The following is an 18,174-nucleotide window of genomic DNA, read 5'->3' as shown; positions in this document are numbered from 1 at the left end:
GGCATGGTGGTCAGATCGTGGCGGGAGGACCACTGCGCGGTCGTGGAAGTGGTCGGCGACCTCGACGTGGCCGGGGCCCCCCGCCTTCGGGCAGAGATCGAACAGGCTCTTGCGGAACCGCCCAACCTGGTGCTCGATCTCGCCGAGGTACCCTTCTGCGACTCCGTCGGCCTGGGCGTGCTCGTCGCCGTCCTCAACCGGGTACGGCAGGCCCGCGGCAGGCTGATCCTCGTGGTGACGCCCGGGATGATCACCCATCTGCTCACGATCACGAACCTGGACCGGCACTTCGAGACCATGGATTCGCTGGCGGAGGCCCGGCTGGCACTGGGAGCGGCCGCGTAGGAGATGATGTTGCCAGTCATCACCTGCCGCGCCGGAGGCCCGCACATTGTTCGACGAGTTCCCCGAACCTGCCCGATCCCAGCTGCGTGCCGCGTATGAGGAAGGCAAGACGCGACCCGAGTGGTGTTTCGCCGAGGGGCAGGCCCGGGTGGCTTTCTGGGCGCCGTTCCGCGGCGCCGACCCGGTCGTCACCTGGCACTTCGATCCGGGGCTCGACCCCGAGGCCGGGGCGCGGCTGCTGAGGCGGGGGCTGCGGAGCCTGGGCACGGCCAAGATGATCCACGACATCTCGCTGCCGCCCGGCCTGTCGCCCGAGGTCGACCGCAGGGTGGAGCACGAGGCGCTGGTCGGGGCCGGGTTCAGGATGGAGGTCGAGCGGCTGCTGCTCGAGTGGCGCGCGGGCACGGACCTGCCCGACGACCCCGGCAGACTGCGTTACCGCCCGGCCCGTGAGCTGAGTGAGGCCGAGGTGCTCGACCTGATCGCCCGGATCGCCCAGGGGTCGCTCGACTACGACACCCGGCTGGAGCTGTCCACGGTGGGACCCGAGCGCGAGGCCAAGGCCATGTACGACGACCTGATCAACCGCAGGGGCAAGCCCGACTGGTTCGTCGTCGGCTATGCCGGCGACGTCCCGGTCGGCCTGGTCGCGCCCGACGATCACTCGATTGCCTACATCGGCGTGATCCCCTCGCACCGCGGCCAGGGCTACGTCGACGACCTGCTCGCCCACGGCACCCGCACCCTGGCCGAGGCCGGGATCGCGCGCATCGTGGCCGCCACGGACGTGGCCAACACGCCTACCGCGGCGGCCTTCACGCGCGCCGGCTACTCCGAGGTCAGCCGCCTGTTCCGCTACTACTGGAGAGCACCGTGAGGCTGGGCGTCATGTACGACCGCGACCTGCCGCCCGAGGGGCTGGTCGCCTTCGCCGGAGAGCTCGACGGCGTGGTCGACGACCTGTGGGTGGTCGAGGACCTGGGCTGGACCGGGGCGATCTCCTCGGCCGCCACGGCGCTGGCCGCCACCTCCCGCCTGCGCGTCGGCATCGGCATCACCCCCGCCCCGCTGCGCAACCCGGCGCTGCTGGCGATGGAGCTGGCCAACCTGGCCCGTCTGCACCCGGGCCGCCTGGCGGCCGGCATCGGCCACGGCGTGCAGGACTGGATGCGGCAGGTGGGCGCCGCCGTGTCCTCTCCCCTGGCGCTGCTCGAGGAGACGATCACGTCCGTCCGCGCGCTGCTGCGCGGCGAGACGGTCAGCCTGGACGGCAGGCACGTCCGGCTCGACGGGATCCGCCTGGTACACCCGCCCGCCGAGCCGCCGCCGGTGCTGGCGGGCGTGATGAGCCCGCGTTCCCTGGCGCTGTCGGGCCGCGTGGCGCAGGGCACGATCATCCCCGAGGGCTTCGACCCCACCCGGCCTGGTCGAGCGGGTCGCGCCTCCGCCTGGCCACGAGGCTGGCCACGGCGGGGATCGGCCACCGTGGGATTCGCGCGCCGGGGTCGGCGAGACGTGGTGCGGCGGTCGTCCGGCGCCTTGTACGGCGGGCCAGGGGGACCGTGGTGCCCGGGACACGCGTCGCCGTGACGGCGGGCGACCGTCACCGACTCGCCGGAAGCGCCGGGCGCGGGCCCTCAGCCGAAGTACGGCGGGCGGCCGGTGGCGGCGGCCCGCCGTAACTGGAGCGGTGTCATATGGCTGCTGGCGGCCCGTTGACCGCCGGGCGGTCCAGCGGTGTGGTGATCTCGCGGAATCCGCCCTCGGGGGTCATCGTGATCACTCCGGTCTCCAGGCCGTGCTGTGCCGTCTCCCGCTCCTGCTCGGCCAGGTAGAGGCACAGGCGGCGGGTGATGGCGTAGGCCAGCAGCGGGCCGGCGAAGACGGCGACACGGAAGAACCAGGTCACCGCGTACAGCGAGACGTGGAAGTTGTAGGCGATCTGGTCGTTGGCGGCGGCCGCCCACAGCAGGCCGTAGAAGGCGACCCCTGCCGCGCCCACGGCGGTCCTGGTCGCCGCCTCGCGCGGCCGGTCGAGGACGTGGTGGACGCCGCGGTCGCCGGTCAGTTTGCGCTCGATCAGCGGGTAGGCGGCCAGCACGGTGAAGAAGGCGCCGGGCACGAGCAGCGCGGGCACGAGCACGGCCAGCGTGAGCGTGTACCCGAACACGGTGACCTCCCAGCCTGGCATGATCCTGATCGCGCCGTCGAGGAAGCCCATGTACCAGCCGGGCACCGATCCCGCGCTGATGGCTCCGGGCTGGTAGGGCCCGTACTGCCAGATCGGGTTGATCTGGGCGAACGTCCCGAGCAGCGACAGCACCGCGCAGGTGGCCACGAACAGCGCCAGTGACGACGGAGCGGTCCGCGCGGGGACGGCTCCGGCGAAGTAGGTGTGGCCGTGCCGCCTGACCAGCCACCGGCGCACGAGCAGCAGCCCGGCGATGGCCGCGGGCAGCAGCAGGACGTGCAGCCAGAAGAACAGCGGGATGACCTGCTCGCCGGGGAACTCCGCACCGAACAGCAGCCCGGCCAGGAACGTCCCGATCACCGGGATCGACTGCGTGACTCCCTGGATCAGCCCGAGGCTGCCGCCCGAGAGCATGTCGTCCGGCAGGATCCCGCCGGTGATCCCGGCCGCCATGCCGAGCAGCAGGACGCCGATCCAGACCAGCCAGTGCAGCCCGCGCGGCCGGCGGAAGGCGCCGGTGAAGAACAGCCGCAGCAACTGCACGCAGACCGCGGCGATGAAGATCAGCGCCGCCCAGTGGTGTATCTGCCGCAGCAGCAGCCCGCCCCGCACCTCGAAGCTGATGTCGAGCGTCGAGGCGAATGCCTTGCTCACCCCGACGCCGCGCAGCGGGGCGTAGGAACCGTCGTAGATCGTCCGGCTCATGTCCGGATCGAAGAGGAAGGCCAGCAGGCCTCCCGTGATCGTCAGGACCGCGAAGCAGTACAGGGCGATCTCCCCGAACAGGAACGACCAGTGGTCCATCCGTCTGAAACGCATCATCGCAACCCCCTCTACGAAACAGACGGGATAGCGCCCCCAGTTGTGACAATCCCGACGTCAGAACCCGTAGGTTCCGAGAACCTCCAGCGGCTGCGGCGTGGGCGCCTCCCCCACGGCGTGCTCGGCCACGGTCGCCTGCAGCTCGCGCAGCGCCACGTCCGCGACTCCCTCGTCCGGCACCTCGAAACGGATCATCAGCGCGTTCATTCCGATCCTTCTTTCCGTGATCTCGGTTACGCGATCGATCCTGCTCGCGGGACCGCTTTACCGTCCAATACCTGCATCCATAACCGAACGGCATGCTTCTTCGGCCTCCGCGGCGTCCGCGGCCAGGCCGAACCGGGTGAAGATCGCGTGGGCCGCCGTGAGCGCGCGGACGGCGGCCGGGGCCTCGCCTTCCGCGCGGTGCACGTTGGCCAGCGCGACCAGCGCCATGGCCTGGCGGGGCTCGTCCGACAGCGCCTGCGCCACGGCCAGCGCCTTGTAGGCCTGGGTCAGGGCCGCGTCGTTCCTGCCCAGCGCGAGGTGTGGCTCGGTCATCCGGTAGTGGATCGTGGCCCGCACCACCGTGTCGGGCGGGCACAGCCGGGCGGCCTCGGTCAGGGATTCGACCGCGTCCTCGTGCTGCCCCGCGCGGCACTGGATGGCGGCCAGGTCGGCGTGGATCATGGCGATGACCATCGGGTCGGCCCGCTCGTCCCGGGCGTGGGCGAGCGCCCGCACGCACTGCTCGAGCGCCTGGGCGGGATCGTCGAGCAGGGCGCCGAGGTGCGTGCGCCCGTGCACCGCGTGGGTGACGCTGCCCAGGCTCCCGGCGAGCTCCAGCTTGCGGCGGGCCAGGCCGCGGGCCTCCGCGCGGTTGCGCAGGTTGGTCTCGGCCACCATGAGCTCGCCGAGCGCGAAGCAGAGCAGGTAGCCGGGCACGCCGGGCAGCTCGACGACCCGGCGCAGGTGGGCGGCCGCCTCGGCGTCCCTGCCCTCCTCGAGCAGCAGGCCGCCGAGCACGCGTTCCGCCCTGGCCCGGTCGTGCGCGGCCAGGCGGGCGGCGTGCGGGCGCAGCGCGTCGGCCGGGATGTGCCTGTCGCCCGCCGTGTAGACCAGCTCGAGCAGGTCGCCGAGGCGGTCGCCCGCGCATCCCGCCAGCGCGCCGACGATCGCCTCCCGCTCGGTCTGCAGCCAGAGCGCGGCGTCGGCGGGCTCGGCGGCCTGCCGTACCTGGGTGCGGGCGCCGCAGGCGGCGTAGACCGGGTCGCCGGGGGCCAGCAGGGCGACCACCGAGCGGAGCGCGGCGATGTAGAAGTCGGCGAGCGCGGCCCGGGCGGCGGCGCTCTCCTCGGTGTCGGCGCCGCGGCGGCGGGCGTACAGCTTGACCAGGTCGTGCAGGCGGTAGCGGCCGGGGGCGGGCGACTGCAGCAGCGCCACGTCGACCAGGCTCTCCAGCAGCGGTTCTGCCTGCGCGGGCGGCAGGCCGAGCACGGCGGAGCAGGCCGTGAGCGGCAGCTCGACGGCGTCGGGCGCGGCGAGCAGGCGGAAGGCGTCCGCCTCCGCCGGGGTCGCCTGCTCGTAGGACAGCGCGAACGACGCCTCGACGGCCAGCGAGCCGCTGCGCAGCTCGGCCAGGCGGCCGCGCTCGTCGGCCAGGCGCTCGGCCATGTCGGCCAGCCGCCACGCGGGCCTGGCGGTCAGCCGCGCGGCCGCGATGCGCAGCGCCAGCGGCAGCCTCCCGCAGAGCTCGATCAGCCGGGCGGCGTCCGCCTCCTCCGCCTCGACCCTGGCAGCGCCCAGGATCGCCACCAGCATCTGCCTGGCCTCCGCCTCGGTGAGCGCGTCCAGGGCGACGTGCCTGGCCGACGGCAGCGAGGCGAGCATGGTGCGGGAGGTGATGAGCACAGCGCAGGAGGGCGAGCCGGGCAGCAGCTCGCGCACCTGGGTGAGGTCGCGGGCGTTGTCGAGCACGAGCAGCACCCGTTTGTCCGACAGCAGCGAGCGGAACAGCCCGGCGCGCTCGCTCTCCCCGTCGGGCACGGCGTCCGCCGGCACGCCGAGCGCGGTGACGAAGCGGGCCAGCGCCTCGGCGGGACGCACCGGCTCCGCCTCGGCGCCGCGCAGGTCGACGTAGAGCTGGCCGTCGGTGAACAGGTGGCGCACCGCGTGTGCCGCGCCGACGGCGAAGGTGGTCTTGCCGACGCCGCCCATCCCGCAGACCGCGACGAGCGTGGGCGCGGCGCCCGAGCCCGTCTCCTCCAGCGCCTTGACGATGTCGGCCAGCAGATCGGCCCGCCCGGTGAACCCGTCGATGGCGGCGGGCAGCTGCGCGGGCTTGGGCGTGGCCAGGGCGGACAGGGGCGCGTTCAGCGACGGGTCGGCGGCCAGGATCGCGGCGTGCAGCTCGGTCAGCTCCGGGCCCGGGTCCACGGCCAGCTCGTCGGCCAGGATCCTGCGCACCTCCTGGTAGACGGCCAGCGCCTCGCCCTGGCGGCCCGCCCGGTACAGGGCCAGCATGCGGATCGACTGCAGGCGCTCCCTGAAGGGGTGCGCCTCGGCCACGCCCGCCAGCTCGGCCACCACCGCGTGGTGCTCGCCGAGTTCGAGCTCCACCGCCAGCCTCGCCTCCAGTCCTGCCAGCCGCCGCTCGGCCAGCGCCGAGCGCTGCCTGTCCGCCCACGGCCCCGCGACCCCTGCCAGCGGCTCGCCACGCCACAGCGCCTCGCCCTCGCGGTACAGCTCGAGCGCCTGCGCCAGCCGCGACTCGGCCACCGCACGCGCCGCCGAGGACGTCAGCGCCGACAGCCGGTGCGCGTCCACCTGGTACGGCTGGACGCGCAGCACGTAGCCGCCCGAGGCCGAGGTCAGCAGCCCCGTCCTGTCGCGGTCGAGCACGCCGCGCAACCGGGTGACGTAGGTGGAGATCGTCGTGTGCGCGGTGCGCGGCGGCTCCTCGCCGAAGATGCCGTCGACCAGGTCCCCGATCGGCACGAACTCCCCCGCCCGCAGGGCGAGCATGGCCAGTACGGCACGCTGCTGCGGAGTGCCGACGGGCACCTCGCCCGCGCCGTCGCGGACGCGAACCTGGCCGAGCAGGTCGATGCGCCAGTCCGTCATGGTCTGTTCCCCCAAGTCCTGGTAGTCGCAGCCATGCTGGCCAAGCCCGGTAAACAGATCTTCTACGTCGCGTATACGGCGCCGTCGAAGGGCGGCCTCCATCGTGGGCTCCTACCTCCAGGAAGGAGAGCCCATGACCATCGGGCGCAGGCTCGCGCTCGCCGCCGCCATGGCCGCCGCGTCAATCCGCCGTCCACCGACCGTAAAGGCCGGCGAACCAGCATCCCTCGCATGTTCCGTCTCCGATTCACCGGACGGCACCGCGGCCTGCCGTACCCGCGTTAGACGATTTTGACGCCCGCGTTTAATTCGCATCAATGTCGTCGTGCTTTCATGCCGCTTCACAGCGTCCTGCGAAGGGGGACTCATATACGCGCGAATGCGTCAACAAAGGGATAGCGAAGGCACGTCTCGAGTTGTTCTCGAGGCGTGCCTTCGCGCACGTCAGAGGCCTTTTCGCAGACGCACGAGAAAGCGATTCGGTGCCGTGATGTGCGTCACATTCCAGGACGCCTGAATGCTTTTCACCTGCGCGGACGCATCGTCAATCTTTGTCACAGAAAGATAGCGCCCAATTTTTCGCTGGACAGCCGGAAATCGGGCTGTAGGTTCTTGGCCATTCCACTTCTGACGCCTGGTCCGTAAGAAAAGCGGGCCACGACAGACCTCTAGGAGTAATCGAAAGTGAAGCGCATCCTCATCCCCACCTTCCTGGCCGGAGGGCTGCTGGCCGCCGGGCTGGCCGGCACCACCACCGCCGCGGGCGCCGCGGGCGACGTCGACTCCGACACGCTGGCCAAGGACTACGCCGCGGTCCAGAAGGTGCTGGACTTCTGGTCCAAGTCCAACTACGCGGCGCTCAAGCAGGCCACCGCGTACAACTACGACCATGTGGCCGAGGGCACCGGCGTGGTCATGACCGGCGGGTACTCGGCCGACGGCAAGCCCGGCACGGTCGCCCCGATCGGCCAGGAGAAGAAGAGCCCGGTCAAGTCGCAGAACGTGAACCTGCCCAAGACCATCGGCAAGGTGTTCTTCCTCGACGGCAAGGGCCAGCCGCGCTGGTGCTCGGCCACCTCGATCCAGTCGCAGTTCCGCAACCTGGTCGCCACCGCGGGCCACTGCGTCTACGACGAGGCCGCCAACTCCGGCACGCTCGGCTACTGGGTCTTCGTGCCCATGTACTACCAGGGCAAGGCGCCCGCCGGGATCTACGTCGGCAAGACCGCCTTCACCCACTACGACTACGCCAACTACGAGGACAGCGACCGCGACTACGCGTTCGTGACCGTCTACAACGGCCTCAAGTTCGTCGACGGCAAGGTCGTCCAGGTCAACGGCGACGACTACGACAAGTTCGTCGGCGACAAGTGGGTCGAGGCCAAGCAGATCTCCGAGAAGGAGTACCTCGACGGGGTCAGCAAGTACGGCCCCAACGGCCCGTACAAGAAGCTGATCGGCGACACCAACGTCGAGTCGGTCAACCCGCCCAAGGCCACCTTCGCCGACGAGGAGATCGTCGGCAAGGGCGGCTACGCCCAGGGCAAGGACGGCGTGACGGTGCTCGGCGTCGAGGTCACCAAGGCCGAGTACGACCGCGCGCCCGAGGCCACGACCGCGTGGAAGAACGGCGAGAGGTGCAAGCCGGCCTTCTGCGACAACGACGGCGTCCGCGTCCCGATCAGCAAGGAGGAGTCCGACAGGCTGCTGAAGGACAAGGCCAACGGCAAGTTCCTCGGCTTCCTCGAGGTCGAGAAGGACAAGAACGGCAACGAGATCGCCTGGTACAAGACGCAGTACTGGGTGGTCAAGTGGGTCAAGGCCACCGCGCCCGTCAAGTTCGTCGTCGAGCAGTACTTCGTGCGCGACGGCGGCCTGGTGGACGTCGGCCGCCTCGGCGACAACGTCGGCGGTCAGGGCTTCGCCTACAACCAGCCGACGGGCAAGTACGTGCGCGTCTTCGGCTACCCGTACGAGGCGCACCCCGACGGCAACAAGCCCTACACGGGCGTGACGCCCAAGTGGTGCTACGGCAAGACCAGCCAGAAGAACGTCAAGGTCGCGGCGTACAAGGTCGAGGAGCAGGTCGCCCTCAAGTGCGCCATGACCGGCGGCGCCAACGGCGGACCTTGGCTGTCCAACTACAACAACGCCAAGCGCCTCGGCTACGTCAACGGCGTGACCAGCCTGTTCCTGGACACCGACAACAACAAGCGGATCGACGCGATCTCCTCGCCGTACTTCGACGGGGAAGCGGCCGGCGTCTACAAGGCCGCCGCTGCCTCCTGGTCCGGCAACATCCTGCCGACCACGAAGTGACCCAGTGAAGGCCCGGCGTTCGCGCCGGGCCTTCCATCATCGACTTCCGCGTGATCGCGCGGCGGCTTTGCGCAACGTGTGCCTGACAGGTCTTGTATAGATCTTTTGCGCATGTATGTCATGTTTCGGCCAAGCGTGCATACACTCCGGGAATGCGATTTGTCCCCTTTGTCGCGATTCTCCCCGCGCTGGTTCTGGGTGTCCTGGGTATCTCCTTGCCCGCATCGGCCATCACCAACGGCTCCGCCGACGGGAACGCCCACCCGGAGGTGGGCGCCCTCATCGGTCAGAAGGCGCATCCCGACGGCAGCTGGTCCTACTGCACCGGCACGCTCATCTCCCCGACCGTCTTCCTCACCGCCGCCCACTGCGGACACAAAGGACAGAAGACCGCCCGGGTCACGTTCGTCAATGAGTACAAGCCCGGGTCCCAGCTCTTCACCGGTCGCTACATCCCCGATCCGCGGTACAAGAAGAAGTCCGACCTCCACGACATGGCCGTCGTCGTCTTCAGCGCGGCCGTCCCGGACATCAAGCCCGCCCAGTTGCCCGCCGCGGGCATGCTCGACCAGCTCAGAACCAACAAGAAGCTGAAGGCGACGCCATTCACCCCGGTCGGATACGGCGCGCTGTCTGTGACCAGGAAGGGCGACTACCGGTACAACGACACCCGTAACCAGGCGTCCATCTCCTTCAAGGCGGTCTCCCGCAGGTGGCTCGAGCTGACACCGGACCGTGCCAAGGGCGACGGCAGCACCTGCTTCGGCGACTCGGGCGGCCCGAACTTCCTGGGTGGGCGCGACTCGCATCTGCTCATCGCCACGACGATCAGCGGACAGGACGACGCCTGCAGGCGCGCCAACCTCGACTACCGGCTGGACACCCCCATCGTCCGGCACTTCCTCGGCAAGTTCGTCACGCTTCCCTAGCCTGCGGATGCCTGGGAAAACGGTCGATCATGATGATGGACGGCGGTTACGCTTGCGCTGGTTCGGGTGCTCCCATGGGGCAAGGGCAGAGCTTGGAGGCAATTGTGGTGATGCCGAGGAAAGGCTCGCGGCTCATCACGGTCGACGGCACCGCATACCGGTGGCGTGTGCGCCACAAGCCGACCCGTGGCCGAGGCGACACCTGGAGTCCGTTGAGCTTCACCGCCGAGCGGGCCGAGGAGCCGGGAGGCGTTCTCGTGGTGTCGCTCCCCTGCGCCCGGCCGGACAACTCGTTTGGAGAGCGAACGATCACGGTTCGGCCCGTCCTGGTCGGTGGATGCATCCGGCGGGCCGTCGAAGAAGGATGGAACCCGGGGCAACCTGGCGCGTCGTTCTCCCTCACGGTCACCGAGGACGAACTGACCGTGCTCCTGGGCGAACCGCCTCAGTACATGATCCCCTTCCTCTGGGGCATGATCCCGGAAGGCGGTGGCATCGCAGACCTCCCCCGGTGCACCCAGATCTGGAGCCGCGACACCTCGCAGCCCTGATCGGGCCTCACCGCACAGAAACGGCGGCGTCGTCCGCAGGGATCCCCTGAAACGCCTCCGGTCCCAGGTTTGACCGAAAGAGGGACGGGGGGTCGGTCAGATGGCCGATGGCGGGGGTGTCGGGGCTGGCCAGCATGGCCGTATGAAGCGAATCATCATCTTAGTGGTGGCCGCGATCATGCTCACGGGGTGCGGGATCGAGCTGGACGCGAAGGAGGTCCACTCCGCCCAGTCCTTCCCCTTCACGGGCGGCTCGCTGACGATCAAGTCGGCGCTCGGCGGGCTGCGGGTCGAGCCGGGCACTGCCGGGTCCGTGCAGGTGGAGCGGTGGCTGCGCGGGAAGGCCGCGCAGGAGGGCAACGCGACCTGGTCGCTGAAGGACGGCACATTGCGGCTGGGGGCCTCCTGCCGGGTGGTGTTCGGCGACTGCGGCGGGCGCTACCACGTCAAGGTGCCGCCCGGCGTGAAACTGGTCGTCGACGGTGACGACGACGGGGTGATCGTCAACGGGCTGGCGCAGGACGTGACCGTGTCGTCGAGCGGGCGGATCCAGGTCTACGACACCTCGGGGGCGTTGCGCCTCAACGGCAGCGACGACGGCATCTCGGGCGAACGGCTCAAGTCCACCGACGTCAAGGTGCGCAACTCCGGGGGCGGCATCGACCTGACGTTCGCGGTCGCGCCGACGCGGCTCGACCTGCTGACGAAGGACGGCAACGTGACGGCCACGGTGCCCGACGGCCAGTACGCGGTGACGGTCAAGAGCGACGACGGCCGTGCCCGCTCGCAGATCAAGGACGCGGGCTCCTCCGCGGGCCGTACGATCATCGCGCGGAGCGGCGCCGGGGAGGTCCGCATCAACCGCGGATAGAACCTTTGCCGGACCTGCCGCGTCTTATCCACATGCACATGGGGGCCCTGACTCCGGACGACCCGCAGCGTATCGGGGCATATTGGTTGGCCGGCAGGCTGGGTGTGGGCGGTCAGGGCGTCGTTTACGAGGCCTACGACGGGGCGGGCAGGCGGGTCGCGCTCAAGGTCCTGCACGCCCCTGACGGCCGCCTCGAGCGGGAGGTCACCGCCACCAGGCGGGTGGCCTCCTTCTGTACGGCACGCGTCCTGGACGCCGACCTGGAGGCCCGCCCGCCGTACGTCGTCAGCGAGTACGTCCCCGGGCCGAGCCTGCGTACGGCGGTGCAGGATGGACACCGCATCACGGGCGACGACCTGCGCCGCCTGGTCACCGCGATCGCGACGGCGCTGACCGCCGTGCACGAGGCCGGAGTCGTGCACCGCGACCTCAAGCCGGACAACGTGCTCCTCGGCCCCGACGGCCCCCGGGTGATCGACTTCGGCGTGGCGCGGACCGAGGACATGTCCCTGACCTCGACCGGGCTGGCGGCGGGCACGCCGACGTACATGGCGCCGGAGGTGTTCGCGGGTCAGCGGGCCGGCGCCCCGGCGGACGTGTTCGCGTGGGGCGCCATCGTGCTGTTCGCCGCGACGGGGAGCGACCCGTTCCACGCCGACAGCCTGGGCGCGGTCATGCACAGGGTGCTGTCGCTCGAGCCCGACCTGGAGGTGCTGCCGCCGCCGCTGCGGGGTCTGGTCGCGGCGGCGCTGTCGAAGGACCCCGACGCCAGGCCGACCGCCCGCGAACTGCTGCTCGCGCTGGTGGGCGCTGGCGACGAGGACACCGACGGACTGTTGCTTGCCGGCAGCCGCAGGGCCCAGGGCGTGCTGGTGACCGCGTCCGCCGACCCGGCGCTCGGCGCGCTGGCCGAGGACGCCTACGGGCTGCTTCGCGACGCCGAGCGGGAGCTGGCGCCGGAGGTCTTCCTCCGCATGGTCACGATCGGCGCCGACGAGGTGGAGACCGCCCGGCCGGCCGCGCTGGCCGACCTGCTGGGCGACCGCCCGAAGGCGCAGCGGGCCGCGGTCGAGCGGGTCCTGGACGTGTTCTCGTACCTGATCTCGCGGCGCGAGGACGAGGTGATGCTCACCCGGCCCGCGCTGCTGCGGGCCTGGCCACGGTTGCGCGGGTGGGTGGAGGCGGATCGGGGCGGGCTCGCCGTACTGGGCAATCTGACGGCGGCCGCGCACCACTGGGACGAGCACGGGCGCAAGGCGGGGGACCTGCTGCGCGGCAGCAGGCTGGAGGAGATCCAGCGCTGGGTGGTCGCGGGGCGGCTGCACCTGACGCTCACCCGGCTCGAGCGCGACTTCATCGACGCGAGCAACCGGGCGCTGTCCCGCGCCACGCGCGTGCGCAGCCTGGCGGTCGTGGCGCTGGTGTCGCTCCTCGTGGTCGCGGTCGTGGCCGCGGCGGGCGCGGTCATCGCGGCGCGCAACGCGGACACGCAGCGCGCCATCGCCCAGGAGCAGAACAGGTCGGCGCTGTCGCGGCTGCTCGCGGCGCAGAGCAAGGAGATCGGCGAGAGCGACGCGACGGTCTCGCAGCTGCTCGCGGTCACGGCCTGGCGCTTCGCGCAGACGCCCGACGCGCGCTACGCGATGATCAACGCGCTGGCGGGGCCGTCGCGCGGCGTGCTCGGCGGCGGCCAGGACGACGCCTTCGACGTGGCCTTCAGCCCCGACGGAAAGCTGATCGCGGGCACGCAGGGCTCGAAGATCAAGATCTGGACCGCCGCGGGACAGCAGCTCGGCAATCCGCTCGTCGGCCACCAGGGGGTGGTGTACGGCGTGGCCTTCAGCCCCGACGGCAAGGTCCTGGCCAGTTCGGGAGACGATCGCACGCTGCGACTGTGGGACGTGGCGACGGGGCGTGCGCTGGGCGTGCTCGCGGGGCACACCGGCTACGTCGAGGACGTGGCGTTCAGCCCCGACGGCAGGCTGCTGGCCAGCGCGGGCCACGACCGCACGGTCCGGCTGTGGGACGTGAAGGCCCGGCGGCAGCTCGCCCTGCTGCCCGGGCACCGCGACGGGGTGACCGGGGTGGCGTTCAGCCCCGACGGGAAGCTGCTTGCCAGCTCCAGCTACGACCACACGATCCGGCTGTGGAGCGTGGCCGGCCGCCAGGCCGCCGGGGTGCTCAGCGGGCACGCCGACGCCGTGGAGGCGGTCACGTTCAGCCCCGACGGGAAGCTCCTGGCCAGCGCCTCCGACGACAAGACCGCGCGGCTGTGGGACGTGGCCTCGCGCAGCCCGCTCGCCACGCTGTCGGGCCACACCAACTTCGTGCGGGACGTGGCCTTCAGCCCCGACGGCAGGACCCTGGCCACCACCAGCGTCGACCAGACGGTCCGGCTGTGGGACGTGGAGAACCGCCGCGCGCTCGGCGACCCGCTCACCGGCCACACCGAGGACGTCGAGGGCGTGGCGTGGTCGCCCGACGGCAGGACCCTGGCCACGGCCAGCCGCGACGACACGATCCGCATGTGGAAGGCGACCGTGGGCATGCCGGTCTCGCCGGGCGGCTCGATGAACGGGCTCGCCTACGGCTCGTACCTGGTCGGCGCGGACGACACCGGGCCCGTCCACCTGTGGCAGCGTGGCGAGCCCGGCCGGCTGCTGGCCGGCCACCCCAAGGGCGCGACCGCCGTCGCGATCAGCCAGGACGGCCGTACGGTGGCCAGCGGCGGATACGACAGGAAGGTCCGCCTGTGGGACACCGCCAGCGGCAAACTGCTGTGGACCGGCTCGGGACACACCTACGGCATCTCGGCCGTGGCCTTCGCGCGGGACGGGCGGAGCGTGGTCAGCGTGGCGGGGGACAACACCGTCCGCCGGTGGGCGCTGGCCACCGGGGCGCCCGTGGGCGCGCCGCTGCGCGTGGCCAGGGAGACGGCGGTGCTGTGGGCGGCCGCCTTCGGGCTGTCCGGTGAGCTGGTGGCCCTGGGGTACGGCGACAACACGGTCATGCTCTGGGACCTCGGCACCGGCCGCCAGATCTCGAAATTCACCGACACGGGCACCGCGAACGCCCTGGCCTTCGCCCCCGACGGCCGGACCCTGGCCACCTCCAGCGACGGCACGGTCCACCTGTGGGACGTGCCGTCGGGCAGGCAGCTCGGCCAGCCGCTGACCGGGCACACCGACCAGGTGCGGGCGCTGGCCTTCAGCCCCGACGGCCGCACGCTGGCCAGCGGCGGCTCCGACACCACGGTGCGGCTGTGGGACGTGGCCACCCGGCGCCAGATCGGCCGTCCGCTGCCCGGGCGCGGGCGCGCCGTCCAGGCCCTGGCCTACGACCCCGACGGGACGATGCTGGCCGGCGCCGACGAGGGGAAGCAGGTGCGCCTGTGGCCCATCGTGATGCCCAGGGACTCGGCCACGACGCTGTGCAACCTGGCGGGCCGCTCACTGACGCGGTCGGAGTGGCACCAGTACCTGCCGGACCAGCCCTACGAGACGATCTGCCCGTCCTACGGGCGACCGAGCGCTCGGTAGTGCCAGCCCGCGGCGCGCCACTGCTCGGCGTTGAGCGCGTTGCGGCCGTCGACGATCTTCCGGGTGACGACCGCGGCGCCGAGCTCCTCGGGGTCGAGGTCGACGAACTCCTGCCACTCCGTGAGCAGCAGGACCACGTTCGCGCCGCGGACCGCCTCGAGGGCCGAGTCGCCGTAGTTGAGCTCGGGGTGGGCCTTGCGGGCGTTGTCGAGCGCGATGGGGTCGTAGACGGTGACCAGGCCGCCCTGCTGCCCGATCGTCACGGCCACGTCCAGCGCCGGCGAATCGCGGATGTCGTCGGAGTTCGGCTTGAACGCGGCGCCCAGCACGCCGACCGTGCAGCCGTAGAACGAGCCGCCGGCCAGCTCGCGAGCCAGGTCGACCATGCGGGCGCGGCGGCGCATGTTGATCGCGTCCACCTCGCGCAGGAACGTCAGCGCCTGATCGGCGCCGAGCTCGCCCGCGCGGGCCATGAAGGCGCGGATGTCCTTGGGCAGGCAGCCGCCGCCGAACCCGAGCCCGGCGTTCAGGTAGCGGCCGCCGATCCGGTCGTCGAAGGAGAGCGCCTGGGCCAGCATCTGCACGTCGGCGTGGGCGGCCTCACACACCTCGGCCATCGCGTTGATGAAGGAGATCTTGGTGGCCAGGAAGGAGTTCGCGGCGGTCTTGACGAGCTCGGCCGTGGCGAAGTCGGTGACCACGAACGGGACGTCACCCAGCGGGTGGTAGACCTCGCGCAGCACCTTCTCCGCCCGCTCCGACCGCACGCCGATCACGATCCGGTCCGGCTTCATGGTGTCCTGTACGGCGAAGCCCTCGCGCAGGAACTCGGGGTTCCAGGCGAGCTCCGTCACGGCGCCCGCAGGGGCCAGCCTGGCGAGCTTTTCCGCGAGGCGGCCTGCCGTACCGACGGGGACGGTCGACTTGCCGACGACCAGGCACTCGCGCGTGAGCAGCGGGGCGAGCGACTCGACAGCGCTGTCCGTGTAGGAGACGTCGGCGGCGTACTCGCCGTGCTTCTGCGGCGTGCCCACACAGATGAAGTGCACGTCGCCGAAGGCCGCGACCTCCTCGTAGGAGGTCGTGAAACGCAACCGGCCGGAGTCGAGGCCGCGGCGCAGCACCGGTTCCAGGCCCGGCTCGTGGATGGGGAGCTCACCGTTGTTCAGGCGGTGGACCTTGTCGGCGTCGATGTCCAGCCCTAGGACCTCGAACCCCAGGTCAGCCATGCAGGCTGCATGAGTGATGCCCAGATATCCGGTCCCGATCACCGTGAGGCGATATGGCACGAGTGAGCTCCTTTCGATCGCCAGGGCATGTTACAGGCCCCCGCTACCTCCTCTGTGCCACCTGCATAAACCGGCAAACCGTACTAGCTGGTAGCAAGATGCTCGGACGTCCTACTATCTATCCATGAGCTTCCCTCTCTACGCGCCCGCCGAGGAGCACGACATGCTCCGCGAGACGGTCAGGGCCCTCGCCGACGAGAAGATCGCTCCGCGCGCCGCGGAGACCGACGAGACCGAGGAATTTCCCTGGGACGTCTACAAGGCGCTCGTCGCGGCGGACCTGCACGCCGTGCACGTGCCCGAGGAGTACGGCGGAGCGGGGGCGGACGCGCTGGCCACGGTGATCGTCATCGAGGAGGTGGCGCGGGCGTGCGCGTCGTCCTCGCTGATCCCCGCGGTCAACAAGCTCGGCACGGTGCCGCTGCTGCTGTCGGCGTCCGCCGCGCTGAAGGAGCAGTACCTGCCGGCGATGGCCCGCGGTGACGCGATGTTCTCCTACGCCCTGTCCGAGCCCGAGGCGGGCTCCGACGCGGCCGCGATGAAGACGCGGGCGGTGCTCGACGGCGACCACTACGTGCTCAACGGCACCAAGATGTGGATCACCAACGCCGGGGTGTCGGAGTACTACACGGTCATGGCGGTGACCGAGCCCGGCGAGGGCGCCCGCGGCATCTCCGCCTTCGTCGTGGAGAAGTCCGACGAGGGCGTGTCGTTCGGGGCGAAGGAGAAGAAGCTCGGCATCAAGGGTTCGCCCACCCGCCAGGTCATCCTCGAGAACGTCCGGATCCCCGCCTCCCGCATGATCGGCGAGCCCGGCACGGGCTTCAAGACGGCCCTGGCCACGCTCGACCACACCCGCATCACCATCGCCGCGCAGGCCCTCGGCATCGCCCAGGGCGCCCTCGACTACGCCATCGGCTACGTCAAGGAGCGCAAGCAGTTCGGCCGCGCGATCGGCGACTTCCAGGGCGTGCAGTTCATGCTCGCGGACATGGCGATGAAGCTGGAGGCGGCCAGGCAGCTCACCTACCACGCGGCGGCCAAGTCGGAGCTGGCCATGCACGGCCGGCCGCAGAAGGACCTCACCTTCCTGTCCAGCGCCGCCAAGTGCGCCGCCTCGGACGCCGCCATGGACATCACGACGGACGCGGTCCAACTGCTCGGCGGGTACGGCTACACCCGCGACTTCCCGGTGGAACGCATGATGCGCGACGCCAAGATCACCCAGATCTACGAGGGCACCAACCAGATCCAGCGCATGGTCATGGCCCGGCAGCTGTTGAAGTAGCCGCTGAACTGCGAAGATCCGGCTTCCGCGATTCTGGGGAGGCCGGGCTTCTCTTGCTCGGCAACCCCTCTGTTCCGTCGCTGTTCCGTACGATCCCGATGTGCAACGACTGGCGCTCTTCGATCTGGACAACACGCTGATCGATCTGGACGCTGCGTTCCGGGTCTGGGCCGAGGAGTTCGTGAAGGCACGCGGTCTGGGACTGGCCGCAATGGACGATCTGATCGCCTTGGGTGGCCGCCACCCGCATCGCGACGCGTTCTTCGGGCGAGTGCTCCCATCAGCTCGGTCCCGCCGCCGCACCGTCGAGGACCAGGTCGATGATCTGTCGGCCGGCCCGTACCGGGTCGAGTTGACCGGTGTTGCTCGATGCCATGCGGGCGAGGAGGGGTGAGACGAGGAGTTCGGAGATCAAGTCGGGGTCGACGTCTGACCGGATCTCTCCTCGTTCCACGCCGCGTCGCAGGACCTGGTTCATGGCTTCCCTGCGGGGGGCGACGATCTCCTCGAAGTAGCGCCTGTGCAGCCGGGGGAAGGTCACAGCCTCGGCGTTGAGGGCTCGCAGCATGCTGCCGGCCCGCTTGTCGACGACGCGTTCGGCCAGTGCCTGCAGGAGGACGGCCAGGTCGTCACGGGTGCTGGTGCCGGTCGGGGAGGGCCGCGCTTCGTTGATCGTCTCCAGCACGTCGAGGTAGAGCTCGTCCTTGGTCTTCCAACGTCGGTAGACGCTGTTGCGTGAGACTCCGGCCTGCTTGGCGATGGTCACCAGTGACAGGCCGGTGAGGGTGGCGCCGGCGGCGACCATGTCGAGGACCGCGTCGATGATCGCCTCGTCGGTGGCAGGGTCGCGCTGCCGCCCGCCGCGACGGGTCGGAAGTTCCTCGTTCACGCCAGTAACGATACAGGGCTGTTTCGTTTGGTTGTCTTA

At 70.7% G+C, this 18,174-nt stretch carries 14 protein-coding genes; 9 read left to right on the top strand and 5 right to left on the bottom strand.

The window, feature by feature from the left end:
- The first annotated feature begins 3 nt into the window (after nucleotides 1-3).
- The 3 genes from KIK09_RS20725 (at nucleotide 4) to KIK09_RS20715 (ending at nucleotide 1,935) form a co-directional block, all read left to right on the top strand.
- Nucleotides 4-345, top strand: a complete 342-nt coding sequence (locus KIK09_RS20725) for an STAS domain-containing protein (protein ID WP_214320926.1) — start codon at nucleotides 4-6, stop codon at nucleotides 343-345.
- A 148-nt stretch (nucleotides 346-493) separates the two neighbouring features.
- A complete protein-coding gene (locus KIK09_RS60075; protein WP_214320925.1) occupies nucleotides 494-1,222 on the top strand; it encodes a GNAT family N-acetyltransferase in 729 nt (242 codons plus the stop codon).
- Nucleotides 1,219-1,935: an LLM class flavin-dependent oxidoreductase gene (locus KIK09_RS20715; RefSeq protein ID WP_308164210.1), complete on the top strand. Its 717-nt coding sequence runs from the start codon at nucleotides 1,219-1,221 to the stop codon at nucleotides 1,933-1,935. The genes KIK09_RS60075 and KIK09_RS20715 overlap by 4 nt, the downstream gene beginning before the upstream one ends.
- 103 nt (nucleotides 1,936-2,038) lie before the next feature.
- On the opposite strand, the gene qcrB is transcribed toward KIK09_RS20715, so the two are convergent.
- From qcrB to KIK09_RS20700, 3 genes are read right to left on the bottom strand one after another with little or no spacing between them, the layout of a single operon-like run.
- Nucleotides 2,039-3,358, bottom strand: coding sequence for a cytochrome bc1 complex cytochrome b subunit (gene qcrB / locus KIK09_RS20710; RefSeq protein ID WP_214320924.1), 1,320 nt, complete (start codon nucleotides 3,356-3,358; stop codon nucleotides 2,039-2,041).
- A 57-nt stretch (nucleotides 3,359-3,415) separates the two neighbouring features.
- Entirely contained in the window at nucleotides 3,416-3,565 is a 150-nt protein-coding gene (locus tag KIK09_RS20705; protein WP_214320923.1) for a hypothetical protein, read from the bottom strand.
- Nucleotides 3,566-3,622: 57 nt separating this feature from the next.
- Nucleotides 3,623-6,460 carry an AfsR/SARP family transcriptional regulator gene (locus tag KIK09_RS20700; RefSeq protein WP_214320922.1) on the bottom strand — a complete coding sequence of 946 codons (2,838 nt, stop codon included), beginning with the start codon at nucleotides 6,458-6,460 and terminating at the stop codon, nucleotides 3,623-3,625.
- A gap of 684 nt (nucleotides 6,461-7,144) precedes the next feature.
- Between KIK09_RS20700 and KIK09_RS20695 the strand changes: the two genes are divergently transcribed.
- From KIK09_RS20695 to KIK09_RS20675, 5 genes are all read left to right on the top strand, one after another.
- Nucleotides 7,145-8,779: a trypsin-like serine peptidase gene (locus KIK09_RS20695; protein WP_214320921.1), complete on the top strand. Its 1,635-nt coding sequence runs from the start codon at nucleotides 7,145-7,147 to the stop codon at nucleotides 8,777-8,779.
- A 152-nt stretch (nucleotides 8,780-8,931) separates the two neighbouring features.
- Nucleotides 8,932-9,708: a S1 family peptidase gene (locus tag KIK09_RS20690; RefSeq protein ID WP_214320920.1), complete on the top strand. Its 777-nt coding sequence runs from the start codon at nucleotides 8,932-8,934 to the stop codon at nucleotides 9,706-9,708.
- Between the two features lie 74 nt (nucleotides 9,709-9,782).
- Nucleotides 9,783-10,259: a hypothetical protein gene (locus KIK09_RS20685; protein ID WP_214320919.1), complete on the top strand. Its 477-nt coding sequence runs from the start codon at nucleotides 9,783-9,785 to the stop codon at nucleotides 10,257-10,259.
- A 142-nt stretch (nucleotides 10,260-10,401) separates the two neighbouring features.
- On the top strand, nucleotides 10,402-11,130 hold the full coding sequence (locus tag KIK09_RS20680) for a DUF4097 family beta strand repeat-containing protein (protein WP_214320918.1): 729 nt from the start codon (nucleotides 10,402-10,404) through the stop codon (nucleotides 11,128-11,130).
- A 38-nt stretch (nucleotides 11,131-11,168) separates the two neighbouring features.
- Nucleotides 11,169-14,669, top strand: a complete 3,501-nt coding sequence (locus KIK09_RS20675; RefSeq protein WP_214320917.1) for a protein kinase domain-containing protein — start codon at nucleotides 11,169-11,171, stop codon at nucleotides 14,667-14,669.
- Here KIK09_RS20675 and KIK09_RS20670 read toward each other — a convergent pair.
- Complete coding sequence (locus KIK09_RS20670; protein WP_214320916.1) at nucleotides 14,645-15,958, bottom strand: UDP-glucose dehydrogenase family protein; 1,314 nt, start codon at nucleotides 15,956-15,958, stop codon at nucleotides 14,645-14,647. The two genes, KIK09_RS20675 and KIK09_RS20670, sit on opposite strands and share 25 nt — an antisense overlap.
- A 124-nt stretch (nucleotides 15,959-16,082) precedes the next feature.
- Between KIK09_RS20670 and KIK09_RS20665 the strand changes: the two genes are divergently transcribed.
- Complete coding sequence (locus tag KIK09_RS20665; RefSeq protein WP_214320915.1) at nucleotides 16,083-17,246, top strand: acyl-CoA dehydrogenase family protein; 1,164 nt, start codon at nucleotides 16,083-16,085, stop codon at nucleotides 17,244-17,246.
- A gap of 280 nt (nucleotides 17,247-17,526) precedes the next feature.
- Here the strand turns inward: KIK09_RS20665 and KIK09_RS20660 are convergent, their stop codons facing one another.
- Nucleotides 17,527-18,135, bottom strand: a complete 609-nt coding sequence (locus KIK09_RS20660; protein WP_214320914.1) for a TetR/AcrR family transcriptional regulator C-terminal ligand-binding domain-containing protein — start codon at nucleotides 18,133-18,135, stop codon at nucleotides 17,527-17,529.
- Between the last annotated feature and the right edge of the window lie 39 nt (nucleotides 18,136-18,174).

Source organism: Nonomuraea sediminis, from assembly GCF_018531495.1.
In the GTDB taxonomy this organism is placed as follows: domain Bacteria; phylum Actinomycetota; class Actinomycetes; order Streptosporangiales; family Streptosporangiaceae; genus Nonomuraea; species Nonomuraea sediminis.
Note: the sequence above shows the minus strand (reverse complement) of the source record. Positions and strands in the feature narration are given on the sequence as shown.

Excerpts from the sequence above, each read along its gene's own strand:
- qcrB (WP_214320924.1), bottom strand. The coding sequence starts at position 3,358 with ATGATGCGTTTCAGACGGATGGACCACTGGTCGTTCCTGTTCGGGGAG.
- KIK09_RS20725 (WP_214320926.1), top strand. The coding sequence starts at position 4 with ATGGTGGTCAGATCGTGGCGGGAGGACCACTGCGCGGTCGTGGAAGTG.
- KIK09_RS20705 (WP_214320923.1), bottom strand. The coding sequence starts at position 3,565 with ATGAACGCGCTGATGATCCGTTTCGAGGTGCCGGACGAGGGAGTCGCG.
- KIK09_RS20690 (WP_214320920.1), top strand. The coding sequence starts at position 8,932 with ATGCGATTTGTCCCCTTTGTCGCGATTCTCCCCGCGCTGGTTCTGGGT.
- KIK09_RS20700 (WP_214320922.1), bottom strand. The coding sequence starts at position 6,460 with ATGACGGACTGGCGCATCGACCTGCTCGGCCAGGTTCGCGTCCGCGAC.
- KIK09_RS20680 (WP_214320918.1), top strand. The coding sequence starts at position 10,402 with ATGAAGCGAATCATCATCTTAGTGGTGGCCGCGATCATGCTCACGGGG.
- KIK09_RS20685 (WP_214320919.1), top strand. The coding sequence starts at position 9,783 with ATGGGGCAAGGGCAGAGCTTGGAGGCAATTGTGGTGATGCCGAGGAAA.
- KIK09_RS20665 (WP_214320915.1), top strand. The coding sequence starts at position 16,083 with ATGAGCTTCCCTCTCTACGCGCCCGCCGAGGAGCACGACATGCTCCGC.
- KIK09_RS20675 (WP_214320917.1), top strand. The coding sequence starts at position 11,169 with ATGGGGGCCCTGACTCCGGACGACCCGCAGCGTATCGGGGCATATTGG.